24 protein-coding genes and 3 pseudogenes are annotated in these 26,507 nt (G+C 64.6%); 15 read left to right on the forward strand and 12 right to left on the reverse strand.

From position 1 onward, the window contains the following. Positions 1-63: 63 nt before the first annotated feature. The 8 genes and pseudogenes from DNX69_RS04180 to DNX69_RS26225 all read right to left on the reverse strand — a co-directional run bounded on the left by DNX69_RS04180 (position 64) and on the right by DNX69_RS26225 (position 7,482). The gene (locus tag DNX69_RS04180; RefSeq protein WP_110784728.1) at positions 64-1,779 is read right to left on the reverse strand and encodes an AMP-binding protein; all 1,716 of its coding nucleotides are present in this window, start codon (positions 1,777-1,779) and stop codon (positions 64-66) included. A 26-nt stretch (positions 1,780-1,805) separates the two neighbouring features. Further along, positions 1,806-2,690, reverse strand: coding sequence for an ABC transporter permease (locus DNX69_RS04185; protein WP_110784729.1), 885 nt, complete (start codon positions 2,688-2,690; stop codon positions 1,806-1,808). Then, entirely contained in the window at positions 2,687-3,643 is a 957-nt protein-coding gene (locus tag DNX69_RS04190; protein ID WP_110784730.1) for an ABC transporter permease, read from the reverse strand. The genes DNX69_RS04185 and DNX69_RS04190 overlap by 4 nt, the downstream gene beginning before the upstream one ends. A gap of 52 nt (positions 3,644-3,695) precedes the next feature. Next, complete coding sequence (locus DNX69_RS04195) at positions 3,696-5,249, reverse strand: ABC transporter substrate-binding protein (RefSeq protein ID WP_110784731.1); 1,554 nt, start codon at positions 5,247-5,249, stop codon at positions 3,696-3,698. Continuing rightward, the gene (locus DNX69_RS04200) at positions 5,240-6,289 is read right to left on the reverse strand and encodes an ABC transporter ATP-binding protein (RefSeq protein ID WP_110784732.1); all 1,050 of its coding nucleotides are present in this window, start codon (positions 6,287-6,289) and stop codon (positions 5,240-5,242) included. Before DNX69_RS04200 ends, DNX69_RS04195 begins: the two co-directional genes overlap by 10 nt. Continuing rightward, a complete protein-coding gene (locus DNX69_RS26870) occupies positions 6,286-6,600 on the reverse strand; it encodes an oligopeptide/dipeptide ABC transporter ATP-binding protein (protein WP_425327291.1) in 315 nt (104 codons plus the stop codon). The genes DNX69_RS04200 and DNX69_RS26870 overlap by 4 nt, the downstream gene beginning before the upstream one ends. Before the next feature lie 30 nt (positions 6,601-6,630). Then, positions 6,631-7,194, reverse strand: a pseudogene (locus DNX69_RS26875) (ABC transporter ATP-binding protein); the annotation flags it as partial. A 141-nt stretch (positions 7,195-7,335) separates the two neighbouring features. Then, the gene (locus DNX69_RS26225; RefSeq protein ID WP_165825173.1) at positions 7,336-7,482 is read right to left on the reverse strand and encodes a hypothetical protein; all 147 of its coding nucleotides are present in this window, start codon (positions 7,480-7,482) and stop codon (positions 7,336-7,338) included. A gap of 181 nt (positions 7,483-7,663) precedes the next feature. Between DNX69_RS26225 and DNX69_RS04215 the strand changes: the two genes are divergently transcribed. The 11 genes and pseudogenes from DNX69_RS04215 to DNX69_RS04265 all read left to right on the forward strand — a co-directional run bounded on the left by DNX69_RS04215 (position 7,664) and on the right by DNX69_RS04265 (position 18,325). Beyond that, a complete protein-coding gene (locus tag DNX69_RS04215) occupies positions 7,664-8,479 on the forward strand; it encodes a GntR family transcriptional regulator (RefSeq protein WP_110784735.1) in 816 nt (271 codons plus the stop codon). 116 nt (positions 8,480-8,595) lie between these two features. Then, positions 8,596-9,174 (forward strand): annotated as a pseudogene (locus DNX69_RS04220) (molybdenum storage protein subunit alpha); the annotation flags it as partial. Between the two features lie 170 nt (positions 9,175-9,344). Beyond that, a complete protein-coding gene (locus DNX69_RS04225) occupies positions 9,345-9,869 on the forward strand; it encodes a hypothetical protein (protein WP_110784736.1) in 525 nt (174 codons plus the stop codon). Between the two features lie 3 nt (positions 9,870-9,872). Continuing rightward, complete coding sequence (locus DNX69_RS04230) at positions 9,873-11,558, forward strand: sigma-54 interaction domain-containing protein (protein WP_207803107.1); 1,686 nt, start codon at positions 9,873-9,875, stop codon at positions 11,556-11,558. A 519-nt stretch (positions 11,559-12,077) separates the two neighbouring features. Beyond that, entirely contained in the window at positions 12,078-12,905 is an 828-nt protein-coding gene (nifH, locus tag DNX69_RS04235; RefSeq protein ID WP_110784737.1) for a nitrogenase iron protein, read from the forward strand. A gap of 49 nt (positions 12,906-12,954) precedes the next feature. Beyond that, positions 12,955-14,523: a nitrogenase iron-iron protein, alpha chain gene (gene anfD, locus DNX69_RS04240; RefSeq protein ID WP_110784738.1), complete on the forward strand. Its 1,569-nt coding sequence runs from the start codon at positions 12,955-12,957 to the stop codon at positions 14,521-14,523. A 12-nt stretch (positions 14,524-14,535) separates the two neighbouring features. Continuing rightward, the gene (anfG, locus tag DNX69_RS04245; protein ID WP_110784739.1) at positions 14,536-14,976 is read left to right on the forward strand and encodes a Fe-only nitrogenase subunit delta; all 441 of its coding nucleotides are present in this window, start codon (positions 14,536-14,538) and stop codon (positions 14,974-14,976) included. Between the two features lie 13 nt (positions 14,977-14,989). After that, positions 14,990-16,375 carry a Fe-only nitrogenase subunit beta gene (gene anfK, locus DNX69_RS04250; RefSeq protein WP_110784740.1) on the forward strand — a complete coding sequence of 462 codons (1,386 nt, stop codon included), beginning with the start codon at positions 14,990-14,992 and terminating at the stop codon, positions 16,373-16,375. Between the two features lie 82 nt (positions 16,376-16,457). Further along, entirely contained in the window at positions 16,458-17,150 is a 693-nt protein-coding gene (gene anfO / locus DNX69_RS04255; RefSeq protein ID WP_110784850.1) for a Fe-only nitrogenase accessory protein AnfO, read from the forward strand. Further along, the gene (locus tag DNX69_RS04260; protein WP_110784741.1) at positions 17,147-17,737 is read left to right on the forward strand and encodes a gamma-glutamylcyclotransferase family protein; all 591 of its coding nucleotides are present in this window, start codon (positions 17,147-17,149) and stop codon (positions 17,735-17,737) included. The genes anfO and DNX69_RS04260 overlap by 4 nt, the downstream gene beginning before the upstream one ends. 57 nt (positions 17,738-17,794) lie before the next feature. Next, complete coding sequence (locus DNX69_RS04265; protein WP_110784742.1) at positions 17,795-18,325, forward strand: pyridoxamine 5'-phosphate oxidase family protein; 531 nt, start codon at positions 17,795-17,797, stop codon at positions 18,323-18,325. 166 nt (positions 18,326-18,491) lie between these two features. Here DNX69_RS04265 and DNX69_RS04270 read toward each other — a convergent pair whose 3' ends face one another. Next, positions 18,492-19,325 (reverse strand): NAD(+)--dinitrogen-reductase ADP-D-ribosyltransferase, encoded by an 834-nt coding sequence (locus DNX69_RS04270; RefSeq protein WP_110784743.1) that lies wholly within the window; start codon positions 19,323-19,325, stop codon positions 18,492-18,494. Between the two features lie 683 nt (positions 19,326-20,008). Here DNX69_RS04270 and DNX69_RS04275 point away from each other — a divergent pair. The 3 genes from DNX69_RS04275 to DNX69_RS04285 all read left to right on the forward strand — a co-directional run bounded on the left by DNX69_RS04275 (position 20,009) and on the right by DNX69_RS04285 (position 22,661). After that, positions 20,009-20,200 carry a hypothetical protein gene (locus tag DNX69_RS04275; RefSeq protein ID WP_110784744.1) on the forward strand — a complete coding sequence of 64 codons (192 nt, stop codon included), beginning with the start codon at positions 20,009-20,011 and terminating at the stop codon, positions 20,198-20,200. Positions 20,201-20,444: 244 nt separating this feature from the next. Then, the gene (locus DNX69_RS04280) at positions 20,445-21,230 is read left to right on the forward strand and encodes a MetQ/NlpA family ABC transporter substrate-binding protein (protein ID WP_110784745.1); all 786 of its coding nucleotides are present in this window, start codon (positions 20,445-20,447) and stop codon (positions 21,228-21,230) included. A gap of 93 nt (positions 21,231-21,323) precedes the next feature. Continuing rightward, a complete protein-coding gene (locus DNX69_RS04285) occupies positions 21,324-22,661 on the forward strand; it encodes a phenylacetate--CoA ligase family protein (protein ID WP_110784746.1) in 1,338 nt (445 codons plus the stop codon). A gap of 401 nt (positions 22,662-23,062) precedes the next feature. On the opposite strand, the pseudogene DNX69_RS04290 reads toward DNX69_RS04285, so the two are convergent. From DNX69_RS04290 to DNX69_RS04300, 3 genes and pseudogenes are all read right to left on the reverse strand, one after another. Beyond that, positions 23,063-23,834: pseudogene (locus DNX69_RS04290) on the reverse strand (MetQ/NlpA family ABC transporter substrate-binding protein). 28 nt (positions 23,835-23,862) lie between these two features. Then, a complete protein-coding gene (locus DNX69_RS04295; protein ID WP_107343465.1) occupies positions 23,863-24,531 on the reverse strand; it encodes a methionine ABC transporter permease in 669 nt (222 codons plus the stop codon). Then, positions 24,521-25,627, reverse strand: coding sequence for a methionine ABC transporter ATP-binding protein (locus DNX69_RS04300; RefSeq protein ID WP_110784747.1), 1,107 nt, complete (start codon positions 25,625-25,627; stop codon positions 24,521-24,523). Before DNX69_RS04300 ends, DNX69_RS04295 begins: the two co-directional genes overlap by 11 nt. A gap of 439 nt (positions 25,628-26,066) precedes the next feature. Here DNX69_RS04300 and DNX69_RS04305 point away from each other — a divergent pair, with 439 nt between their 5' ends. Continuing rightward, positions 26,067-26,432 carry a hypothetical protein gene (locus tag DNX69_RS04305; RefSeq protein WP_234826850.1) on the forward strand — a complete coding sequence of 122 codons (366 nt, stop codon included), beginning with the start codon at positions 26,067-26,069 and terminating at the stop codon, positions 26,430-26,432. The last annotated feature ends 75 nt before the right edge of the window (positions 26,433-26,507 follow it).

Consider the following 26,507-nt stretch of genomic DNA (forward strand, 5'->3'; position numbering starts at 1 on the left):
TGGGGATTTCCTCGACAGGTAGCTTTGGGCCGGCAACGCCTGTGCGTTGCCGGCCGTCTCGTTTCACAGCGGCGCGTTGGCGTTGAGCTCTTGCTTCTTCACCTTGCCGGTCGCGGTCATCGGCAGCGCGTCGATAATACGGATCTCCGGAACCTTGTAGACCGCCATGCGCTCGGCGCACCAGGCCTGCAGCTCGGCCGGCGTGATGGTGCCTTCGGCTTCCGGCTTGAGCTGGATGAAGGCGACCGGTACCTGGCCCTTGCCGGGATCGTCGCGCCCGACCACGCCCGAACCGAGCACCTTCGGATGCTGGCCGAGCAGCGCCTCGATCTCCGGCGGAAACACGCTCATGCCCTTGACCTTGAGCATCTCCTTGCGGCGGCCGAGGAAGTGCAGGAAGCCCTGCGGATCGATGGTGCCGATGTCGCCGGTGCGCAGCCAGCCATCGACCAACGATTGCGCGGTGGCTTCCGGCTTATTCCAGTAGCTCTTGAGCAGCGACGGCGTGCGGACGCGGATTTCGCCCTCGCCGCCGAGCGGCACCAGTTCACCGGTCTCGAAGTCCGTGATCTTGAATTCAGCACCCGGCACCGGCAGGCCGACGAAGATCGGCTGCGACACCAGATCGAAATCATCCCCCTGAAAGCCTGCCGTAAAGGTGTTGGAGGTGTGGGTCTCGGTCATCCCCCACGCTGCCTCAGTCAGGATCGTACCGGTGAGATCCTTCCAGCGCTTGCGATAGGTCGGGTTGAGCTTCTTGACGAACGACACCACCCGCACCTGGCTGAGCGAGGACAGATCGAACTCCTTGAAGCGTGGGTGATCCATCAATTCGACCGCGCCGTCGACCGGCATCGCGGTAACGTTGACCTTGTAGCGCTGGATCGCGCTCAGCACCCCGAGCGCATCCCAGCGCGCCAGCAGCACCAGGGTCGCGCCGGTAAACAGCGGGAAGATCAGGCCGAAGTTTTCACCCGCGATCCAGAATTCGGGGAAGAACGACAGGAACACGCTGTTCTGATCGGCCACCACCGAGATGCCGTGGTTGGCGGCCGCTGTGTAGACCATGTCGCGCTGGGTGTGGACGCAGCCCTTCGGCATGCCGGTGGTGCCGCCGGTGTAGTTGAGCGCCGCGACATCGTCGAGCGATGCCGGCGGCAGCGGCTCCGGCTTCGGCAGCGCCGCGAGCGCCGGTAGCAGGTCGGTCGCGCCCGGCACCGCGATACGAGGACCGCTCACCGAGTCCGGCACCGGAATCGTCGGATCGGCGGGGATCACGTCGGCAAAGCTGGTGACGATCACTTCACGCAGCGAGGTCTCGGCGCGCACCTGCTCGACCACGCCGGCGAGCTGGTCGAGCGCCACGATCACTTCGGCGTCGGTATCGTTGAGCTCGTAGGACAGCTCGAACGCGCGCGACAGCGGGCTGACCGGCACATGAATCGCGCCGAGCTTCAGGATTCCGAAGAACACGATGTGGAACTGCGGGCAGTTCGGCAGGAAAACCGCGACCCGATCGCCCTTCTTCACGCCCTTCTGCATCAGCAACGCAGCAAAACGGTCGCTCTGCTCGTCGAGATCCGCGTAGGTGGTGACGTGGCCGTAGAAGATCACCGCCGGCCGCAGCGGCGCCGATTTTGCCCAGGCGCGCAGGTACTCGCTGAGCGCGACTTCGCCGTGCAGATATTGCGGCTCGCGCGGCGTGCCCTTCGGCCACGCCTTGGCCCACAGCTCGTGCAGCTTCGCCAGATAGTCGGCTTCCTTGGCGTCCACGGTCATGTCTCGTCCTTGTTGTTCTTGTTTGATCAGTTGCGCTTCATCGTCGGATCGAGTGCCGCCCGCAAGGATTCGCCGAGCGTATTGTAGGCGAGCGCGGTGAACAGGATGGCGAGCCCGGGCGGATACATCTGCTCCGGCGCGATCTCCATGTTCTGATAAGCGCGCGCCAGCATCGCGCCCCAGCTTGGGTCGGGCGGCTGAATGCCGAGGCCAAGGAAGCTGAGGCTCGCCTCGGCGAGCAGCGCGGCGGCCAGCAGCAGCGTCACCTGTACGATAACCGGCTGAATCGCGTTCGGCAGCACGTGCCGCCACAGGATGCGGCCGGTCGAGCCACCGAAGCAGCGCGCGGCGTCGACATACAGCTCCTGCCGCACCACCAGCGTCCGGGCGCGCACCAGCCGCGCGAGCTGAGGCGCGAATACGATGCCGACCGAGATCATGCCGTTGGTGAGCCCGATGCCGAGCGCGCCGGTCACCGCGATCGCCAGCACGATCGCCGGGAACGACAGGAAACTGTCGATGACGCGGCTGATCATAGTGTCGACCCAGCCGCCGAGATAGCCGGCGAGGATGCCGACCGGGACGCCGATCAGCACGGCGATCGCGACCGCCAGGAAGCTCGCATACAGCGACGCCATGCCGCCATAGATCAACCGGCTCAGCGTATCGCGGCCGAGATCGTCCGCGCCGAGCCAATGCTGTGCCGACATCGGCGCCAGCGCCGCATCGATATCCTGGGCGACCGGATCGTATGGCGCAATCCACGGCGCCAGCAGCGAAATCACTAGCAGCACCAGCAGGAACGTCAGGCTGATGGCGCCGCGCAGATCGGAGACGAACCAGCGCAGGAAACGGCGCATCCGGCGGCGGCGATGGTGTGGCTGCGCGGCGGTGAGCGAGACCGTGGTCATGTCGAGATCCTCGGATCGAGCACGCTGTAGAGAATGTCGGTGAGCAGATTGAGCGCGACTACGATCAGCACCATGGTGAACACCACGCCCTGCACCACCGGGAAATCGCGGTTCATCGCGGCGTTGACGATCAGGCCGCCCATCCCCGGAATGGCGAACACCGCCTCCACCACCACGGTCGCGGCCAGCATCCGGTTGGCGAGCAGGCTGATCACGGTGAGGAGATTGACGCTGACGTTCTTCAGGCCGTGCCGCCACAGGATCGACGACGGCGGCAGCCCCTTGGCGTGCAGCGTGCGGACCTGCTGCGACGACATGATCTCGACCAGCGAGGAGCGCAGTTGCCGCGCCACCTCGGCGATGCCGCCGGAGGCGAGCGCCAGTGCCGGCAGAAGAGCGTGACTGAGCGCGGCGGCCGGGTCCTTCATCAGCGACACCGCACCGGTGGCCGGCAACCAGTTGAGCTGCAGCGAGAAGAACGCCACCAGCAGCATGCCGAGCCAGAAATTCGGCACCGCGACGCCGAGCGAAGCGACCGCCATCACGATCCCGTCGATCCACGAGCCGGGCTTCGCCGCAGCCGCGATGCCGAGCGGCACACCGATCACCAGCGCTGTGAGCAGCGCCAGCGCCACGATCAGCAGCGTGTGCGGCAGACAGCGTTCGATCGAAGTCAGCACCGCCTCGCTCGACACCAGCGAATTCGACAGATCGCCCTGCACCGCCTTCGCCAGCCACGAGCCGTATTGCACCAGGAACGGCTGGTTCAGGCCGTAGAGTTCGCGGATCTCGGCGATGCGCTGCTCGGACGCGTTGTCGCCTGCCAGCGTCACCGCGACGTCGCCCGGCACCAGCTTGAGCAGACCGAACACGATGAAGGTGGACAGCACCACCACCGGTACCGCGTGCAGCAGGCGGCGACCGATGATGCGCAGACGCGGAGCGTTCAACATGGCGAAACCAGTCCAGAGAAGGGGCGCCGCGATCTCTCGCGGCGCCGGACGATCAGGCGAGCGAGACGTTCTCGAACTTCGGCTTGCCGAGCAGGTTCGGCTTGAAGTCCTTGACCTTCGCCGACAGCGCATCGAGCTCGAACTGGAACGCCAACGGCGCCGACAGCGCCTGTCCGACGGTGATCCGCTGGATCTTGGCGAACACCGCGGCGCGCTCGGCGAGATCCTGGCTGGCCCGGCTCTCCTGGATCAGCTTCGACAGCTCGGGATCTGCGGTGCGGCCGGCGTTGTAGTAGGCGCCTTTGTCGAAACCGAGCGCGTAGGTCATGCTCGGATCAGGCCGGCCGGTCCAGGCCGACACCAACAGATCGAACTTCTTCTCCTGGGCGAAGAACTGCGCGCTGATCTCGGCGATGGTGCCGCGGGTGAATTTCAGCCTGATGCCGACCTTGCCGAGCTGATCCTGGATGATTTCGCCTCGCCGCACCGAATCCTGATCGGTGTAGCCACCGATCGTCATTTCCAGCCCATCCTTGTAGCCGGCTTCGGCGAGCAGCTTCTTCGCCTTCTCCGGATCGTGCGGGTAGGTGCCGGCGACATCCTTGGCGTAGGCCCAGTGCGTGCTCGGCAGCGTCATCCGCGCCGGCTCGCCGAGGCCGCTCAGCGTCGCCTTGACGAAGGCTTCGCGATCGAGCGCGAAGTTGATCGCCTGGCGGACCTTGACGTTGTCGAGCGGCGCGCGGGCGTAGTTGAAATAGACCTGGATGCAGTACAGCGTCGGCGACGACACCAGCTTGAGATCCTTGGCGCGCTCGATCACCGGCTTCAGCCGCGCCGGCAATTGGAACGCCATGTCGTTCTGGCCGGCAACAACCGAGCGCAGCGCCGTGGCGTTCTCCGGGATGATGTTGAACTCGATGCCGTCGAGGAACGGCCGACCCTTGCGCCAGTAGTTTTCGTTACGAGCGACGACGATGATCTCATTGTCGTTCCAGCGCACGAACTTCCACGGGCCGGCGCCGACCGGCTTGCGGTCGGTTTCGTTGCCGAGCGCCTTGATATTGGTCGGCGACACCATCATGCCGGCGCGGTCCGACAGGATCGCCGGCAGCGAGGTGTCGGGATTCTTCAGCTTCAGCGTCACCTGAAGCGGGCCGGTCACTTCAACAGCTTCGATGGTCAGCAGATCGGATTTGACGTTGGAACGCTGGTCGGAGCGATTGCGATCGAGGTTGAACTTGACTGCCTCGGCGTCGAGCGGCGTGCCGTCGTGAAACTTGATGCCGTCGGAAATGTCCAGCACCATGGTTTTGGGATCGGGATACGACCACTTCGCCATGCCGGGCTTCGGCTTCAAGGTGTCGTAGTCCCATTCGACCAGCGTGTCGTACATGGTCCAGAGGATGCTGTGATCGGAGCCGGCGCCACCGGTCGCCGGATCGAGCGACGACGGATTGGCAGGCGCAGCGACCTTGAGAATGCCGCCGGTCTTGGCGGCCAGCACTTCGCCCGGCAACCCGAGCACGCCGGCCGCGGCGGCGCCGCCGAACAGCGCCAGAACTTCGCGACGGCGTAAGGTGCGGTTTCCCAAATCGATCACGCGCATGTTGGTCCTCCCATGATTGTTGTGTTTTCTGCTTGTCGTTGATCGGGTGGCGGACCTTCCGTGGTCGCGAAATGACAGGCGACGCGGTGTCCCGACCTGACCTCGCGCCACGCCGGCTCCTCGGCGGCGCAGCGCGGCTGCACCGAGGGGCAGCGCGTGCGAAACCGGCAGCCGGACGGCGGCGCCACCGGGCTCGGGATCTCGCCTTCGAGAATGATGCGGCGATCGACCCGCAGATGCGACGGCAGCGGGATCGGCTCGGCCGACAGCAGCGCGCGCGTATAAGGATGCAACGGGTGCTCGATCACGTCCTCGGCGGGCCCGAGCTCCATCAGCTTGCCGAGATAGGTGACGGCAATCCGGTCGGAGATGTGCGACACCACCGAGATGTCGTGGGTGATGAACACGTAGGTCAGGCCGAACTCGCGCTGCAGATCGGCGAACAGGTTGAGCACGTCACCGCGGATCGAGACGTCGAGCGCGGCCACGACCTCGTCGCAGACGATCACCTTGGGACGCAGCGTGAGCACCCGCGCGATGTTGACGCGCTGCTTCTGTCCGCCGGAGAGCTGGTGCGGATAGCGATCGGCGGCCTCGGGAGACAGACCGACCCGCTCGATCGCAGCGATGCCCCGGCGACGGCGTGATGCAGCATCGCCTTCGCCAACGATTTCCAGCGGCTCCATCACGCTGTCGATGATGGTCATCCGAGGGTTCAACGCCGCGTTGGGGTCCTGAAACACGATCTGGTAGTCGCGGCGATGCCGGCGGAATGCCTTGGCGCCGAGCGCGGCGGGATCGACGCCCTGATGCAGGATCTGTCCTTCTGTGGGCTTCAGCAGCGACACCAAAGCGCGTCCCAGCGTGGTCTTGCCCGATCCGGATTCGCCGATGATGCCGAAGGTCTCGCCGGTGCGAACCTCGAAGTCCATGCCGTCGACGGCCTTGACGGTGTCATGGCCGTCACGGGTGGGGAACAGAATGCGCAGATCGCGCACCGCGATGATCTCGCTCGGAGTGGGCGAAGTTGAATCGGTCAATTCACCGCTCCCGGCAACGCTAGCTCGGCCGCGCGCCAGCAGCGAGCGCCATGGCCGGCATCGACTTCGACCATCGCCTGCTCGCGTTCGCAACCGGCCACCACGTGGGCGCAGCGCGCGCGAAACCGGCAGCCGGCCGGCATCGCATTCGGCGACGGCACGCGGCCGGGAATCGACGACAGCACACCGCGGCGCGCGCTGAGTCCCGGCAGCGAACGCAGCAGACCCGACGTGTAGGGATGGCGCGGCCTCGTCAGCACGCCGTCGACCGGTGCGTCTTCGACGACCTCGCCGGCATACATCGTGATCATCCGCGTGCAGGTCTCGGCGACAACGCCGAGATCGTGGGTGATGAAAATCAGCGCGGTACCGGTCCGTTCGCTCAGCGACCGCAGCAGGTCGGTGATCTGGGCCTGCACGGTGACGTCGAGCGCGGTGGTCGGCTCGTCGGCGATCAACAGCTTCGGCTTGCAGATCAGCGCCATCGCGATCATCACGCGCTGCCGCATGCCGCCGGAGAGTTGATGCGGATACTCGTCGCAGCGCCGTTCCGGCGCCGGAATGCCGACCTCGCGCAGCGCCTCGATGGCGCGGTCACGGCCCTCGGCCCGGCTGACCGGAAAATGCACCCGATAGGCTTCGCTGATCTGATCGCCGACGGTGAACACCGGATCGAGCGCACTCATCGGCTCCTGAAAAATCATCGCGATGTCGCGGCCGCGCACCGCGCGCATCCGCCGCGGCGACAGCTTCAACAGATCGACGCCGTCGAACCTGATCTCGCCGCGGACCTGCGCGTTGTGCGCCGGCAGCAGCCGCAGAAGCGACAGCCCGGTGACCGTCTTGCCGCAGCCGCTCTCGCCGACCAGGCCGACGCGCTCGCCGGGCGCGATCGAAAAGCCGACGTTGCGCGTGATCGGCAGCGAGCCGCTCGCGGTCGCGAACGACAGCGACAGATCGCGCACCGCGAGCAGCGGCTGCTCGGCGCGAACCGACACGGTCGCGCGGTCCAGGGCATTTGCTTGAGCAACTGACATCACTGCGCGTCAGCCCACGATCGCGCAGGCAACGGCAGCGGGGACGGCCGCGGACATCTCGGGCTGGAGAATGTCCGACGACGCGGCGAATGTTGCACACGCCTTCGACCCGACGGTGCGGGTGCTGGTTCGCATCTGCGCGAACGTCATCGCCATCTCCCTCCCTTGATCCGCAGCGTGGGCGTGCGGGCCGTCGCCTTTTCGGCTTGTCGCCGGTCTCTGACCGGCGCCGGCGGACGTCATCAAAGGGCACCGGTTGTCGATTGTCAACAATCGACTGTCGCGCTAGGAAAGGAGACGCAGCGCGTTCCGCCGCTGAGAAGGCCGAGGAGACATCATGGCAGCGACCAACTATCGCAGGCCTGAGACCGACGACGAGACCATGCCGTCGGGTCGCTTCTCTCTGCGCACGCTGCCGGATCAGATCGCCGAAGAACTCGGCGCCGATATCGTCTCCGGCCGCCGCAAGGCCGGCGAGCGTCTGGTCGAACTCGACCTCGCGCGCGACTTCGGTGTCAGCCGCGGCCCGATCCGTGAAGCGATCCGCATTCTCGAACGGCGTCGCCTGGTCGAGCTCACCCCGCGGCGCGGCGCCTACGTCAAACCGCTGTCGCTGAAGTCGGTGGCCGATCTGTTCAACGTCCGCACCGCGCTTTCGATGCTGGCGGTACGCACGATGGCGACCGCGCCGATCGAGAGCTTCGTCGAGACGCTGGCGCGGCGCTGCGACGAATTGAACGCGGGCGTCGAAACCGACGATCCAATCAGCTTCGCGCGGACAACCACTCGCGCGGTCAGAACCATTGCGCGCGGCTCCGGCAACGAGCTGCTGGTCGAACTCCTCGCCGACCTCGCCAACCAGACGGTGTGGACCACGATCTGGAAGTCACCGCTCGACTATCAGACCCGGAAAATTCGCCGGCACAGCGCCGACCTGATGGCCGCGACGCTACGCGCGATCCGGCAGCGCCGCCCGAACGCTGCCGAGACGCATTACTGCGAACTACTCGAGGGCGACCGTGACCGCGCACTTGAGACGCTGTCGCGAATGCGTGGCGAAGCGATCGACTTCAGCGGGATCGCGCCGACAGACGGCACCGCAGCCAGGCCACCGAAGGCACGGTCCCCGAGCCGCCCATCGGCCCAGCCCTGACGGTATCCGTCGGCGACCGGGATTTTCGTGATCAGCACAAGCCTCGCGGCACGCGACGTGAGTGTTGCCACTAATAGCTACATAACGCCTTGAACTTCCTCACAAATAATCACTATCAGCATCTCTACAGCGTCGCGCTCGATCTCGGCCTGCCGGTCGGCTCGCTCGCACCGCTCGCCGCCAGCGAAGCCGGCCAGAACGGTCACATCCTGGCGACGTTGCTGGCGCCCGAGGGCGTGTCCTACGTCGAGAAGCCGACGGTGGCGAACCAGCTCGCGATCCATCTCGCCGCAACCCGCGCGGTGGTGGCGAGCGCCTTCCCGCCCTATCACAATCACGAATTCCCTGGCGCGCGGCTGCCGCCGCATCGCTGCGACGTCGGCGCCTTCCTGCTCGCGGACGCGCTCGGGGCCGCCGGGCTCACCATCGTCGAGGACGTCGATGGCGTGTTCAGCGCCGATCCGAACGGCCCCGGCGGCGACAAGGCCGAGCTGATCGCCGAGACCAGCTATGCCGATCTGGCCAAGCACGACGGCACGCTGCCACTCGACCGCGCGCTGTTCGATGTGATGGCGAATGCCCGCCACATCGAGCGGGTGCAGGTCGTCAACGGCCTGAAGTCCGGCAAGCTCACCGCGGCGCTGCGCGGTCAGCACGTCGGCACGGTGATCAAGACCGGCGCGCAGCCGGCCTGACGCTGCGACACGGAGGCGCGTAGCTTTTGATGCAGCGCGCTTCCATCTCGCGCCGCTTTTGCTATCTTGATGACGGTGCCGCGCCGTAAGCGCCCACCTTCATCAGGAACGAGGGTTCCAACCATCTGCAACTCGATCGCATGATTTGCCGATCGAAGGTTGGAGCCTGCATGATGTCGATCGCACACGCCCGACAGGCCGCGATCATTCTGATCCTTTTCGGACTTTCCACCGCCACGGCCTTGGCCGCGGAGCCGAACGGCTGCGCCGCCTTCAAATGGCCTGTAGATCGCGAGCGAGCCAGCCTCACCGCATCCGATCGGATGCAATCGGCGTCCGGCCAGACGTTGGATGCGCTGCCGAACCGCACGATCGTCCTCTCCCTGAAGCCCGCGGCTGACGCCTCCTTGCCGAAGCCGCCCGAGCGCAGCTCGGCCCCGGGGCGCTTCGCCGGCTTCATCCGCATCAAGCAAGTGAGCGAGGCCGGCACCTATACGGTCGCGCTGTCGACAGCCGCTTGGGTCGACGCCGTTCAGGGCGACCAGCCCCTGAAACCGAGCGGCTTCAGGGGCGCGACCAATTGCGACGGCGTCCGCAAGCTGGTGCGCTACCAGCTATCGGCCGGCGAACTGCTGCTGCAGATCAGCGGCGTCAGCGCCGAAACGATCGCTCTGACGATCATGCCGGTGGAGTGAGCGATGCCGACGGCCCAAAATCAACGCCGGATCGCGCCGGATCCTGTGCAGCCCGAACGCGCAAAGCGCCCGACGACGCTCGATCTCGACCAGGACCCAGCCGGCTTCGTCGATGAATTCTCGCATTGCTTCACCGGCGAATGCCGGGTCAACGTGCTGCAGATCCTGTTTCGCATCAATCAGGTGCTGACGCAGAACGCCGACCTCGCCACGCTGGTGTCGATCATTCTCGACGGCATGCGCCAGCAGATGAGGATGCAGCGCGGCGTGATGATGCTGTACGACCGCCACTCCGACGCGATCTTCATCCACGACAGTTTCGGACTGACCGAGGAAGAACGTGGCCGCGGCATCTACGCACCCGGCGAGGGCATTACCGGCAAGGTGGTCGAGACCGGCAAGCCGATCATCATCCCGCGGGTGATCGACAACCCGGATTTCCTCGATCGCACCCGCGCCCACAACAAGGGCCGCAAGCACGACAAGCTGGCGTTCTTCTGCGTGCCGATCGTGCTCGCCCAAAAGGTGCTCGGCACCATCTGCGCCGAGCGCGTCTATATGAATCAGCGCCTGCTGAAGCAGGACGCCGAGCTGCTCGCCATGGTCGCCTCGCTGATCGCGCCGGCGGTCGAACTCTATCTGATCGAGAACGTCGACAAGGTGCGGCTCGAGGCTGAAAACCGGCGGCTGAAAAGCGAGCTGAAACAGCGTTTTCGACCGGCCAATATCATCGGCAATTCGAAGCCGATGCAGGACGTCTACGCCATGGTGCACAAGGTGGCCTCGACCAAAGCCACCGTGCTGCTGCTCGGCGAAAGCGGCGTCGGCAAGGAGCTGGTGGCGAGCGCCCTGCACTACAACAGCCCGGTCGCCGACGGCCCCTTCATCAAGGCGAACTGCGCGGCGTTGCCGGAAGCGCTAGCCGAAAGCGAACTGTTCGGCCACGAACGCGGCGCCTTCACCAGCGCGGTGGCGACCCACAAGGGCTATTTCGAACAGGCCTCCGGCGGCACGATCTTTCTCGACGAAGTCGGCGAACTCAGCCTGCCGACCCAGGCCAAACTGCTGCGGGTGCTGCAGGAACGCACGTTCGAGCGGGTCGGCGGCGCCAAGCCGGTCAAGGTCGACGTCCGGATCATCGCCGCCACCAACCGCAACCTCGCCGACATGGTCGCCGAGGGCACTTTCCGCGAGGATCTATACTATCGGCTCAACGTGTTCCCGATCACGATCCCGCCGCTGCGGGATCGCGGCTCCGATGTGATCACCCTCGCCGACCATTTCGTCACCACCTATTCGGCCGAAATCGGCAAGCCGATCAAGCGGATCTCGACGCCGGCGATCAACATGCTGATGAGCTATCACTGGCCCGGCAATGTCCGCGAGCTGGAGAACGTGATCGAACGTTCGGTGATCCTGGCCGACGAAGGCGTGATCCACGGTTACGATCTGCCGCCATCGCTGCAGACACCGACCGAGACCGGCACCGGCTTCAGCGGCACGCTGGAAGACCGTGTCACGGCGGTCGAATACGAAATGATCGTCGAGGCACTGAAGGCCTCGAACGGCAATGTCGGCCAAGCAGCCACCGCGCTCGGCCTGACGCGGCGGATGCTCGGCCTGCGGATGGACCGCCACGGCCTGACCTACAAGACGTTCCGCACCGCTGGGCTCCGGCCGCGGAACTGACGTCTTCTCATCTTGTGCATCGAAACTTCCGACGGCGGCTCTCACGGGCCGCCGTTTTGCGTTGGTGCAGAACGTCCGCGCAATCGACCACCCGGTAAATCTGGGCATCGAAATTTACGCTCGACGTTACTTTCCTTGATCCCGGCACAAACCGGTCGGAAGTTACGGCTCGCGTCACGCCTCCTTGAGAATTTACGTCAGACGAACATTTCGATCGCCAGCTCGCGATGCGAGACCTGAGGCGTCGTCTCCGGTGCGCTTTCTTGGTCGTCGTCGCCACCGCACACAGTGACCAATCCACGGGCGTTCTCGGCGCTCCCTCGTCGGACCTCATCATCTCGAATGCATGCGAACGCTTAGCATCCGTCGCTAGCAACCCGCGCTTGGCTTTTTCCCTTTCGCGTACTTCCGATTTCGCGCCAAGGCGTGCGCGCACGTTGGCACGCCCGTTGCTCTTAACGATGGCGAGGCGATGGACAACTCATCGTCCTGATCAACTCATCGCAGGAGTTTCAGCAGATGACGCGCAAGGTGGCGATCTACGGCAAGGGTGGCATCGGAAAATCGACGACCACTCAGAACACGGCGGCAGCGCTCGCGTTCTATCACGACAAGAACATCTTCATTCACGGCTGCGATCCCAAGGCGGACTCCACCCGCCTGATCCTCGGCGGCAAGCCGCAGGACACCGTGATGGATACGCTGCGCACGCTGGGCGCCGAGAAGGTGACGCTCGAGAACGTGGTGAAGAGCGGCTTCAAGGACATCCGCTGCGTCGAATCCGGCGGACCCGAGCCGGGCGTCGGCTGCGCCGGCCGCGGCGTCATCACCGCGATCGACCTGATGGAGGCCAACCAGGCCTACACCGACGATCTCGACTTCATCTTCTTCGACGTGCTCGGCGACGTGGTGTGCGGCGGCTTCGCGATGCCGATCCGCGACGGCAAGGCGCAGGAAGTCTACGTCGTCGCCTCCGGCGAGATGATGGCGATCTACGCCGCCAACAACATCTGCAAGGGCCTCGTCAAATACGCCAAGCAGAGCGGCGTGCGGCTCGGCGGCATCATCTGCAACAGCCGCAAGGTCGACGGCGAGCGCGAATTCCTCGAGGAATTCACCGCGGCGATCGGCACCAAGATGATCCACTTCGTGCCGCGCGACAACATCGTGCAGAAGGCCGAATTCAACAAGAAGACCGTCACCGAGTTCGATCCCGAGGCCGATCAGGCGCTCGAATACAAGCAGCTCGGCGCCGCGATCATCGACAACAAGGACTTCGTGATTCCGAAGCCGCTGACGATGGATGAACTCGAAAAGATGGTCGTGAAATACGGCCTGATGGACTGACCTGCGCACCCCGCGCCTGACGGCGTACTTCCCGCACGAGGACAACAAGATGCCATATCACGAGTTCGACTGTTCGAAATGTCTCCCCGAACGTAAGAAGCACGCCGTCACCAAGGGCACTGGCGACAATCTCGCCACCGCGCTTCCGCTCGGCTATCTCAACACCATCCCCGGATCGATCTCCGAGCGCGGCTGTGCCTATTGCGGCGCCAAGCACGTGATCGGCACGCCGATGAAGGACGTGATTCACATGAGTCACGGCCCCGTCGGCTGCACCTACGACACCTGGCAGACCAAGCGCTACATCTCCGACAACAACAACTTCCAGCTCAAATACACCTTCGCCACCGACGTGCGCGAAAAGCACATCGTGTTCGGTGCCGAGGGCCTCTTGAAGCAGAACATCATCGAGGCATTCAAGGCCTGCCCCGACATCAAGCGGATGACGATCTACCAGACCTGCGCCACCGCGCTGATCGGCGACGACATCAACGCGGTCGCCGCCGAGGTGATGGAGGAGATGCCGGACGTCGACATCTTCACCTGCAATTCGCCCGGCTTCGGCGGCCCCAGCCAGTCCGGCGGTCACCACAAGATCAACATCGCCTGGATCAACGACAAGGTCGGCAACGTCGAGCCCGAGATCACCTCGGACTACGTCATCAACTATGTCGGCGAATACAACATCCAGGGCGACCAGGAGGTGATGCTCGACTATTTCACCCGGATGGGCATTCAGGTGCTGTCGACCTTCACCGGCAACGGCACCTATGACGGGCTGCGGGCGATGCACCGCGCGCATCTCAACGTGCTCGAATGCGCCCGCTCGGCCGAATACATCTGCAACGAGCTGCGCGTGCGCTACGGCATTCCGCGGCTCGACATCGACGGCTTCGGCTTCGAGCCGCTGTCGCAGTCGCTGCGCAAGATCGGCATGTTCTTCGGCATCGAGGACCGCGCCGAGAAGATCATCGCCGAAGAGACCGCGCGCTGGAAGCCCGAGCTCGATTGGTACAAGGAACGGCTGAAGGGCAAGAAGGTCTGCCTGTGGCCGGGCGGCTCCAAGCTGTGGCACTGGGCCCACGTCATCGAAGAGGAGATGGGCGTCAAGGTCGTTTCGGTCTACACCAAGTTCGGCCACCAGGGCGACATGGAGAAGGGCATCGCCCGCTGCGGCGAGGATGCGCTGGCGATCGACGATCCCAACGAACTCGAAGGGCTCGAGGCGCTGGAGAAGCTGCAGCCGGACATCATCTTCACCGGCAAGCGCCCTGGCGAAGTCGCCAAGAAGGTGCGCGTCCCCTACCTCAACGCCCACGCCTATCACAACGGCCCGTACAAGGGCTTCGAAGGCTGGGTGCGGTTCGCCCGCGACATCTACAACGGCATCTACTCGCCGATGCATCAGCTCTCGGGCCTCGACATCTCGAAGGACGAGATCCCGACCGATCGCGGCTTCGTCACGCAGCGCATGCTGTCGGACGCGCACCTGCCGGAGGAGATCGCCAAGTCGGAGAGCCTGCGCCGCTACACCGGCAAGGACGACATCATTGCCGACCTGCGCAAGAAGAACCCGCCCTACTTCACCCCGATCGTCAAAGCCGAAGCGGCCGAGTGAGACGAGAGCCCCATGACCAAGATCACCTACAAAGTCACCTCGGAGCATCCGTTCCCGGCCGACGCCGCCGCGGCGGCCGCCTCGCTCGCCGCCTATGAGGCTCTCGACGACATCACCAAGGCCCGCGTCGACCAGATGGTCGACTGGATCATGAAGAACTGCCTCTGGCAGTTCCATTCGCGGACGTGGGACCGCAAACGGCAGAACGAGGGCATCCTCGGCATCGCCGCCAAGCTGCTCGCCGGCGAGCCGTTCACGCCGGAGACGCCGGAAGACCGCTGCTACTGGGTCGATTCGGTGACACTGCAGCGCGCCTATCAGGCCACCTGTCCGTGGCTCGCCGAGATGTCCAAAGAGGACATCAAGGCGCTGATGAAAGAGCTGCACGCCCGTATCGACTATCTCACCGTCACCGGCTCGCTCAACGAAGAGCTGACCGACAAGCACTATTGATTGGACCCTCGCCATGAACTGTCAATTCAAGCCGAAGGACCGGATCGGCACCATCAATCCGATCTTCACCTGTCAGCCGGCCGGCGCACAATACGCCTCGATCGGCATCAAGGACTGCATCGGCATCGTCCACGGCGGCCAGGGCTGCGTGATGTTCGTCCGCCTGCTGATTTCGCAGCATCTCAAGGAGAGCTTCGAAATCGCCTCCTCGTCGGTGCACGAGGACGGCGCGGTGTTCGGCGCACTCGACCGTGTCGAGGAAGCGGTCGACGTCCTGCTGATGCGCTATCCGCACGTCAAGGTGGTGCCGATCATCACCACCTGCTCGACCGAGGTGATTGGCGACGACGTCGACGGCGTCGTCACCAAGCTGCAGGAAGAGCTGCTCGACGTGAAGTATCCGGACCGCGAGGTCCATCTGATCCCGATCCACTGCCCGAGCTTCGTCGGCAGCATGGTGACGGGCTACGACGTTGCGGTGCGCGACTTCGTCAAGCACTTCTCCAAGAAGGACAAGCCGAGCCTGAAGATCAATCTGATCACCGGCTGGGTCAATCCGGGCGACGTCAAGGAGCTCAAACATCTGTTGGCCGAGATGCAGGTCGAGGCCAACGTGCTGTTCGAAATCGAGAGCTTCGACAGTCCATTGATGCCGGACAAGAGCGCGGTGTCGCACGGCTCGACCACGATTGCCGAGCTGACTGCGACTGCGGACGCGCAAGGCACGATCGCGCTCAACCGCTACGAAGGCGGCCAGGCCGCGACCTGGCTGCAGACCCGCTGGGACGTGCCGGCGGTGATCGGCCCGACCCCGATCGGGATCCGCAACACCGACACCTTCCTGCGCAACGTCAAGGACATGACCGGTAAGCCGATCCCGGAATCGCTGGTCAAGGAACGCGGCGTCGCGCTCGACGCCATCACCGACCTTGCCCACATGTTCCTGGCCGACAAGCGGGTGGCAATCTATGGCAACCCCGATCTCGTGCTCGGTCTCGCGGAATACTGCCTCGATCTCGGCATGAAGCCGGTGCTGCTGCTGCTCGGCGACGAGAACGCCGGCTACGAGAAGGATCCGCGGATCGCGGCGATCAAGGAGAATGTCGACTACCCGATGGAGATCATCACCAACGCCGACCTGTTCGAGCTCGAGGACCGCATCAAGAACGGCCTCGAACTCGATCTGATCCTCGGCCACTCCAAGGGACGGTTCGTCGCGATCGACTACAACATCCCGATACTGCGGGTCGGCTTCCCGACCTACGATCGCGCCGGCCTGTATCGCTATCCCGTCGTCGGCTACGCCGGCGCGACCTGGCTCGCCGAACAGATGGCCAACACGCTGTTTGGCGACATGGAGGTCAAGAAGAACCGCGAATGGATCCTGAACGTGTGGTGATCACGGTCATGATCTGGTCCGGCGACGGTTTGCCATGTCCGTCGCCGGACTCTTTTTTCTCCTGACGGCCGCGAGACAACCGATGAAGATCGCAGCTTATGTCGACGCCGAGGGCGAGATCACAAAGGTCTCGGACAAGGGCGTGATCCTGCTGTTCGAGCAGCACGGCGAAGTCTGGAAGGTTCGCAAGACGATCCGCTTCGCGGTGCGACCGGACGATGGGCTTGCCGAGATTCACGCATCCCTCGCCGCAATGGTGCCCGAGCTGGAAGACTGCCGGCTGTTTCTCTCCAGGAGCGTGCGCGGTGTCGTCAATTCGCTGCTGCAGGAAATGGGCGTGCAGACCTGGCAGTCGCACGGCCCGCTGTTCACCCAACTCGAAACCATCGCCCGCAAGGAGAACGAGCGCGCGCAACAGAGCGCCAAGGCCGCACGCGCCGAGCGACGCTCGCGCCGACGGCGCCGTCGTCAGGACAGTCCGGACAGCGATCTCGACGAGATCAAGCCGGTGCTGGTCGGCGATGACGACAGCGGTCACTTTCGGCTCGATCTGGTGCGGCTGCTGCAGGACGATCCGGGCCTGAATTCCTGGGACATCCTGATCCCGTTCCTCACCGGCACGCCGTTCCGTCAGCTCGATCTCGTCTGCGATCACATTCCGCGCTGGTTTTCCCGCGCGATGCGCGCGCTCGATATGGACGCCGAAATCATGGAGCTGCCCGGCCTCGGCGTCGCCGCCACCATCACCCCGAAGCAACAGGCAGAAGCGACATGACCCCGACGCTCACCACGCCGCTCCCGACTGCGCCGCGCGCCAAGCCGGCCCGCCGTCCGACCACGCTGCTGTTCGCCTATGGGGCGACGCTGAACCCGGAGCACATCATGGTGCGGCTGTGCCAGCCGAAGATCCGCGCAATCGCCCGGCTGCCGGACTACCGGCTGGGCTTCCACGGCCATTCGGACGTTTGGGACAGCGGCCTCGAAACCCTGGTGGACAAGCCCGGCGCAGAGGTGTGGGGCGTGCTCTACGAGCTGTCGGCCACCGAGCTCGACCGCTTCGATGCCTGGCAGGGCGTCAAGCTCGACGGTGGCGGATCGTACTTCCACTACCCGGTCGAAGTGATCGATGAGCACGGCCAGGCGCTCGACGCGCTGTTTCACCGCAAGACCGAAATGGGGCCGCAACAGCCGCCGAGCCGCGACTATCTCGACTTCATCCTCGCCGGTGCACACGCTCGCGGCCTGCCTGCGCCGGCGATCGCCGCGCTCGAAGCCTGTCCCGCGGTCCAGCCGCGCTATCCGGTGCCGAAGATCAATACCGACATCAAGGCACTGGCCTCGAAGCTGTCCTGCGCCTGCTGACAATCCGATCCAGCGGTCTCGGCAAAGCCGGAGCACCGCGCCATTAGGAGACTTGGAATGACCGACCCCGCCTCCGACCTGTTGTCCCGACCGATGCGGCGGCGGAGCCGCGAAATCACCGACCGCGCCGAGATCGACGCCATCCTGGCGAGCGACAAGGTGCTGCATCTGGCACTAGCGCGCGATAACGTGCCGTTCCTGGTGCCGGTGTTCTACGGCTTCGACGGCAAGGCGCTGTACGTCCATTCGGCCAGCGCCGGCACCAAGATCGAGATTCTCAAGACCAACAACCGCGTCTGCTTCGAGGTGACGACCGAGAACGGCGTCGTCACCGCCGACGCCGCTTGCGATTTCGAAGCCAAGCACCGCACCGTGATCGGCTTCGGCCGCGCCAATTTCGTCGATGACGTCGCCGAAAAGACCAAGGCGCTCGACCTGATCGTCAGCCGGTTCACCGACCGCAAGTTCGACTATCCGGCGGAAAAGCTCGGCATCACCAAGGTGATCCGGATCGACATCGACAGCATCAAGGGCAAAGCCTACGGCTTCGGCGAACCGCGCCCCGAGCAGCCCGGCGAGACCGATTGATCCTGCTGCCTCCGCACGTCATTCCGGGGCGCGGCCGAAAGGCCGCGAACCCGGAATCCCGAGGTGCTCTGAACGTCGAGATTCCGGGTTCGCGAGCTGCGCTCGCGCCCCGGAATGACTCGTGGAAACGTGGGACACTTTATAGCTGCGAGGATGCAGCGCGTCCTCAAAACCATCCGTGATACGCCCGCACCTTGTAGTTTCCACCGATCACCAGAAACTCGCCTTCATAGCCGAGCACATGCCGCTGCAGCAGGCCGGGGAAGAACAACAACTTCGCCGTCGGCACTTCGGTCTCCAGCACCCAATCACCAAATTCCTCGGCGCGCTCCTTGGAATCGCTGAACGACACCAGATTGTTCAGCCGCACTGTGCACAGACGGCTACGGGCATCACCATCGATCAGCTGATCCTCGACGTCGTTGGTGCCGCGCCACAGCCGGACGAAACGCGGGCCCGGCGTTTTGAAGTGGCGGATGCTCCATTGGCAGTATTCGTACAGCAGGTCGAACTGCTGGAAGATGCAGTTGTTGTGAAAGCGGGCGTCGGTCTTTTCCTGCAAGTAGGTCGCCCACGCCGCAGACGGAAACAGCCCGAGCCGCTGCTTGTGGAAGGTCGGCACCAGCCCGAACCGGCTCTCGACCCAGCCCTTCAGCACCGCTGCCTTCGGGCAATCGGATTCGACGCCCCAGCCGCGCAGCAGATCGAGATAGCTGGTCGGGTGCCGCGCGGCTGACGGGCCATGCGCTCCCGGCGCGAGGCCGAACTCGAGCTCCATGTAATGCTCGAACACTTCGGCGGCGGTCGCCGGATACTCGCAGGCGGCGAGCAGCCGGAACAGACCTGGGTGCGTCTCGCGGGTGCCGTGGATAGTGATCCGGCGCAAACAGCGGTTGAACGCGGTCGAGCCGATCAGCCCGACCGGTACGCCCACCATATTGGTGCAGTACCAGCGTTCTGGATCCTCGCTCACCGGAGGAAAAGGGTGGAGTTCGTCCATGCAAGGCTGCGAGACCGGAGTGCCGACGCTGCATTTGATCGAGACATCGGTCCCTCATCAAGCCCGCCTGTCGGAGGGGGCGTGCCAGCCTTTGATCAGGAGTGACTCGCAACTTCTCCCGGAATCCAACGCTTGTCGTGAGTGAGCATTCGATGCGCAACCGACTTGCGAACCGAGTGCCTGATTCCGGCTGGTTCGCAGGTGTGCGCGCTGCAGCAGGAAGTTCTCTTCATCCGAGGGAGCAGACCACGGCGCTTTCTCATTCGCGCGTCCCCGCGCCAAATCGATCTTATTTTTTGGCACGCGTTGACTTCACATCGACGTCTGGCAGATTTGACTCGTCCGACGTTCTTGGTGGGCTCGGATCGCGGGATTTGACGGAGCAGCTTGCGCCGCGGGTTTAATCGCTAAAGCGCCACGACACGGCTCGTGGGCTCCTTTGTTGACGGAGATCGGCTCATGAACGCCATCATCTCGATCATTGTTGAACGACCTGCCTCCGACCGTCGCGCAACCATTTCATTGCGTGCGATTGCGCCGGGCTCGACATCCGCCCGACTTTCTCTCCCCCGCTCCGGCCTCTGTTGTCGCTGTCGAATGATCCTCGGCTGACGCCGACATCGTTTCGACACCACCGACATCATCAGAGATCAGAAGGCGCTGGCTTTGCCAGTGAGGGAGTCATGTCCGACGCTTACGTCATTGAAGTTCACGCCCGCACCGCCGGCATCGTCGTCCGGGACGGACGCAAGTTCTGCTTCTTCGCGGCCCATCACGACTTCAACAGTCTGGAGCGACAGTCGTTCGGTTCGCTGGTCGCCGCCCAGAAGGCCGCGACCCGCTGCGCGAAAGATGTCCGTCCGCGGCTGCAGTGACCAGCAGCGGCACCGCGTCCCGTCACCCAAACGGCGTCCAAGCCACATTCGCGTCGCGCGCGGCGCGAAGGCGCGGCGGGCATCGCGGGCCGCACACGCGACACGAATGTTCTGCGATGGCGGCAGATCGGGAAATCCCGATCTCGTCTCGTCGCGGATTTCGAAATGGCCGCTGGTTCGGGCGGCCGGTAGTTTCCCCGCAAACCACGACCAGCAAGATGGTCACGTCTCGAGGTTGATTCCCATGGCACGTAAACTCGTTTTCGCCGCGGCCGCTTTCGCCGCGCTCACCGCCGCGGCTCCGGCCTACAGCACCGAAGTGGTCCGGATCGGCACCACCGCCGGTCCTTATGCCGAGATCCTACGCTATGCCGGCGATCTCGCCGCCAAGCAGGGCATCGAACTGAAGATCACCGAATTCACCGACTACACGGTGCCGAATGCTGCGCTGGCGCAGGGCGACCTCGACATCAACAACTTCCAGCACCAGCCCTATCTGGACAACCAGGTGGCACAGCGCGGCTACGATATCGTCTCGATCGCCAAGAGCATCATCGTGCCGATCGGGATCTATTCGAACAAGGTCAAGAGCATCGCCGACATCAAGGACGGCGCCAGCGCCGCAATCCCGAACGATCCGTCGAACGGCGCCCGGGCGTTGCAGCTGTTCGAGAAGGCCGGGCTGATCAAGCTGAAGCCGGGCATCGGCATCAAGGCGACGATCGCCGACATCGCCGAGAACCCCAAGCATCTGAAGATCGTCGAACTCGACGCCGCGCAGTTGCCGCGCTCGCTGAACGACCTCGACTTCTCCGCGGTCAATCTCAACTACGCGCTCAGCGCCGGGCTCGACCCGAAGAGCGCGCTGCTGCTCGAAGGCGCCGACACCAACTGGAACCTGGTGTTTGCGGTGCAGGCCAAGAACAAGGACAATGCGACGCTGAAGAAGTTCGTCGAAATCTATCGCTCGCCGGAGGTCAAGGCCTTCACCGAGCAACGCTTCAACGGCACCATTCTCACCACCTGGTGACACCGGACGCCGTCGCAACGATCGCCTGTTCATCCTTCCATCGATAGCGCGACCGGCCCCACGGCCGGTCGTCCGCGTTCAGGACCACTGCACATGACCGCGACTTCCGACGAGCGCCCGTACTGGGACGCCAAGCTCGAAACCCAATCGCGCGCCGACTGGGACGCGCTGAAACTGTCGCTGCTGCAAAAGCACGTCGCCCACGCCTATGCGGGCTCACCGGCCTATCGCGCCGCGTTCGACGCCGCGAAGGTCTCGCCGGGCCAGATCAAATCGCTCGACGACATCCGCCGCTTTCCGTTCATCGACAAGCGCCGCTTGCGTGATCGCCAGATCGCGGTGCCGCCGTTCGGCGATCTCGTCGCGGTGCCGGAGCGCGACATCGTCTATATCTCCGCGTCGTCCGGCTCGACCGGCGTGCCGACCGCCTCGCCGTTCACGCAATCGGACTTCGACGGCTGGATCGACTATGAGGCGCGGCAGTTCTGGTCGTCCGGGATGCGGCCGACCGATCGCTACGTGCATTCGCTGAACTTCTCGCTGTTCATCGGCGGGCCGTGCGTGCTCGGCGCTCAGAAGCTCGGCGCGCTGACGATCCACGCCGGCACGATTCCGTCCGACCGGCTGCTGCAGATTCTCCGCCAATTCCAGGCCACGGTGATCTGGACCACGCCGTCTTACGCCTGGTATCTCGGCGAGACCGCGATCAAGGAAGGCTACGACCTGCGCAAGGACCTGGCCGTGCGCCGGATCTTCGTCGCCGGCGAGCCCGGCGGCTCGATCCCCGAGACCCGGGGCCGCATCGAGCAACTGTGGGGTGCGTCGGTGTACGACTATTATGGTCTGTCCGACATCTTCGGCTCTTGCGCCGGAATGTGCGAGCAGAAGGACGGGCTGCACTGGGCCGAGGATCACATCCTGGTCGAAGTAATCGATCCAGACAGCGGCGAGCCGGTGAAGCCGGGGGATCGTGGCGAAATGGTCCTGACCACGCTGCAGAAGACGGCGCGGCCGATGATCCGGTTCCGCACCGGCGACATCGTCAGCTTCAATCCGGAGCCGTGCCGCTGCGGCCGCACCGCGATCCGGCTCAACGGCGTACATGGCCGGCGCGACGACATGCTGATCATCAAGGGCGTCAACCTGTTCCCGAGCGACGTCGAAGCCGTGGCGCGGCAGGATCACGAGCTGACCGGCGAATATCGGCTGGTGGTCGACCGCATCAATCATCTCGACCGCCTCACCGTCGAGGTCGAGCACATCCACGGCTACAACGGCGAGCCGGCGCATCTCGCCGACCGGTTCGAGCGCAAGCTGAAGGCCATCACCGGCGTCTCGGCCGCGGTGTCGGTGCTGAAGCCCGATACGCTGCCGCGCGCCACGCACAAAGCCAAGCGGGTCGAAGACCGACGCAGCGGGGTGTGGAGCTGAGGAAGAGAACTGAGGACAGGCGGACGACCTAGGTCCAGGCGGCGGAGCGGCAGCGTTCCGCCGCACCTCTCCGAACCGTCATTGCGAGGAGGCGAAGCCGACGAAGCAATCCAGCTCCGTACACGAGGCTTTTTGGATTGCTTCGCTGCGCTCGCAATGACGGGGATGGGCGTTTGATAACAAGTGATACCGCGACGCGCCTTAACGGTTCACTGTTGGCTGTCGAGCCGCTGAGCGCGCCTCACACTCTGCCGTCATCGCCCGCGTAGGCGGGCGATCCAGTATTCCAGAGAGCTGTTGTTGAAGCGCTTACGTTAGCCACTAACGCACTGCAATACGAGATCCCCCGCTTTCGCGGGGGATGACGGTGGTTTGTGTGGTTTTGGCGTTATTCTATCCACTCACCACGCCGGAATATACGTGCCCTTGAAGCGAGTCTCGACGAACTGCTTGACCGGGCCCGAGTGGTAGGCGTCGATCAGCTGCTTGACCCAGGGCTTGTCCTTGTCTTCCTCGCGCACCGCGATGATGTTGACCCAGGGGCCTTCGACATTCTCACGGGCGAGCGCGTCCTTGGACGGATCGAGGCCGGCCTGCACCGCGTAGTTGTTGTTAATCGATACCAGATCGACGTCCTGCAGCGAGCGCGGCAACTGGGCGGCGTCGAGTTCGACGAATTTCAGCTTCTTCGGATTATCGATGATGTCGGCGACCATCGCGGTGGCGCCGACGCCCCTTCAGCTTGATCAGGCCGTGGAGCGCCAGGATCTGCAGGCCGCGCGCGCCGTTGGACGGATCGTTGGCGATCGCCACGGTGGCGCCTTGCTTGAGGTCGGCGAGCGCCTTGACCTTGACCGAATAGACACCCTGCGGCGACGCGATGGTGCTCGCGACCTTGACGATGGTCCAGCCGGTCTTGGCGACCTGCGCCTTCAGATAGGGCTCGTGCTGAAACGAATTGGCCTCGAGTTCCTTCTGCGCCAGCGCTTGGTTCGGCACCACGTAGTCGGTGAACTCGACAGGCTTGACGTCGAGGCCGCGCTCGGCGGCGACCTTCTTGACCACATCGAGGATCTCGGCGTGCGGACCGGCGGTGACGCCGACCCGGATGGTCTCGGCGTGGGCGGCGCCGGCGAAGGCCAGCGCGATCAGGGAAACGACAAGACGGCGCATTGGAAACTCCTGGTCCGAACAGCGAAAATCAGTGACGGCGGATGCGGCGCTTATCGAGCTTGCGCGCCAGCGTGTCGCCGAGCGTCTGCACGCCCTGCACCAGCGCGATCAGCACCAGCACCACCGTGAGCATCACCTCCGGCATGAAGCGCTGGTAGCCGTAGCGAATGCCGAGATCGCCGAGACCGCCGCCGCCGACCGCACCGACCATCGCCGAATAGCCGAGCAGGCTGACGATGGTGAGCGTCAGCGCCATCGTCACCGCCGGCATCGCTTCGGGCAGCAGCACCTTGCGGACGATCTGCAGCGGGCTGGCGCCGAACGCACGCGCCGCTTCGATCAGGCCGTGATCGACTTCGCGGATCGCCGCCTCGATCACGCGGGCGATGAACGGGATCGCCGCGATCGTCAGCGGCACGGTCGCCGCCGCGGTGCCGATCGAGGTTCCGGCGATCAGCCGGGTCAGCGGCACGATCGCCACCACCAGGATGATGAACGGCGTCGAGCGCGTCGCGTTGACGACGACGCCGATCAGGCGATTGGCGATCGGCGCGGCGAACAATTCGCCGGCCTGGCTGGTGGCGAGGAAGATGCCGAGCGGCAGGCCGATCAGCGTGCCGAACAGCCCCGCCAGCCCGACCATGTAGAGGGTGTCGAGCGTCGACGACGCGATCATGCGAATGAGTTCAGGCGACATAGCCGAGCTGCTCCACCAGATTGTTGCCGGCCGACAGTTGCGCGATCACCTGGCGCAGCACGTCGGGCGCGGCGTCGAGCGACACGATCAGCGTGCCGAACGGATGGCCGGCGATCATCTCGACCTGACCCGAGAGAATGTTGAGATTGACGCCGAGATCGCGCGACACCCTCGACAGCAGCGGCTGGTTGGCGTCGCTGCCCTTGAAGGTGATGCGCAGCACCGCCTGGCCGCCCGGCGGCTGCTGCGGCTGCAGCTTTTCCAAGAGCCAGTCCGGCGCGCCGCTGCCGGTCACCGACGAGACAAACCGCCGCGTCACCTCATGGCGCGGGGTGGCGAACACGTCGAAGGTCGCGCCGTCCTCGACGATGCGGCCGCCTTCGATCACCGCGACGCGGTCGGCCAGCGCTTTCACAACCGCCATCTCGTGGGTGATGAACAGGATGGTGAGATGCAGATCGCGATTGATCCGCTTCAACAGCTCGAGGATCTGATCGGTGGTTTCCGGATCGAGTGCCGATGTGGCTTCATCCGACAGCAGCACCGAGGGTTCGGTCGCGAGCGCGCGGGCAATGCCGACGCGCTGCTTCTGACCGCCGGACAGCTCCGCCGGATAGCGATCACGCTTGTCGGCGAGCCCGACCATGTCCAAGAGCGGCAGCACGCGCTTTTCGATCTCGGCTTTGGGCGTGCCGGCGATCTCGAGCGGCAGTGCGACGTTGCCGAAGGCGGTGCGCGACGACAGCAGGTTGAAATGCTGAAACACCATGCCGATCGAGCGCCGCGCGGTGCGCAGATCGCGCTCGGACAGCGCGGTGATTTCGACGCCGTTGACGACGACGCGGCCGCTCGACGGCTTGTCGAGGCCATTGATCAGCCGGATCAGCGTCGACTTGCCGGCACCACTGCGGCCGATCACGCCGAGGATCGAGCCTTTCGGCACATTCAGGCTGATGTCGTCGAGGGCGACCACTTCGACGCTGCTCTGGCACGCCGGATACACCTTGCGGACGCGGTCGATCAGGATGCCGGTTGTCGGCTGCGACGACACAAAGGCGGGGCGCTCTCCCGCAGGCGGTTGCCAGGGAGCATTCATAATGGGCTCGTTCATCGATTCCAGGTGGCCGCCCGCGTGGCGGCGTTCGCTATCGACTACCGGCCGGCATTCCGCCTCGCAAGATCTAGAGAATAAAAACAACGCAAACGCCTGAGAAATGGCGGTCCACGACAATCTTCGGCGCACAAAAGCTCTGAGAAAGGAAAATTATTCTCGTGCGATTGGACAGACCGGTCGCACGCCACCGAGATGACCGCCTCACAGGCTAGACGATCAAGAATGCGGCCGCTGTTCGCCTTGCCATTCGATACCCGGCCAGGGTATAGGAGGCCTAGTCGGCTTTGAGCCGCCGAAGCCGGATATGGCTTGGACTTTTGATGCGCGACAAGTCGCGCGACCATCCAAGTACTATCGAACCGATCGACGCCCCTGGCAAGCTGAAAGCGGAATGCGACTGTTCCGGACGATCTTGGCGCTGATGATCGCGTTGTCGCTGGCGGCTCTGCCGGTCGGCTCGGCGTCGGCCCTCATGCTGCCTACGGCCGCCGCCGAAGCAGCGCAGCGTGCCGAGCATCACGCCGGTGCGCAGGCCCACCACGCCGCGGCCGTCGAATCTTGTCACGGCGCCACAGCGGATGCGGCGCCAGCAACGCCGTCCCTGCCGCAACATCCGGCCAAATGCCCGCTCGGGTTCTGCTGTGTCGGCGCCTCGGTCGGCTTCTCGCCGGTTGCGTCCGTCCCGGTGAAATTCATCGCCCGGCGCACCGGACAGGTATTTCCCCCGGCCGACCTGTTCGTTCCGGACCACGCCGGCAGTCCGCCGTTCCGACCTCCTCGCGTCTGATCTCCCGCTGACGAACCGCGCGGGCATTCCGTCCGCGCCGATAAATGCTGCGTGCCGTTCGGCCGCCGCACGAGA

It is taken from the genome of Rhodopseudomonas palustris (assembly GCF_003226555.1).
Classification (GTDB): domain Bacteria; phylum Pseudomonadota; class Alphaproteobacteria; order Rhizobiales; family Xanthobacteraceae; genus Rhodopseudomonas; species Rhodopseudomonas palustris_I.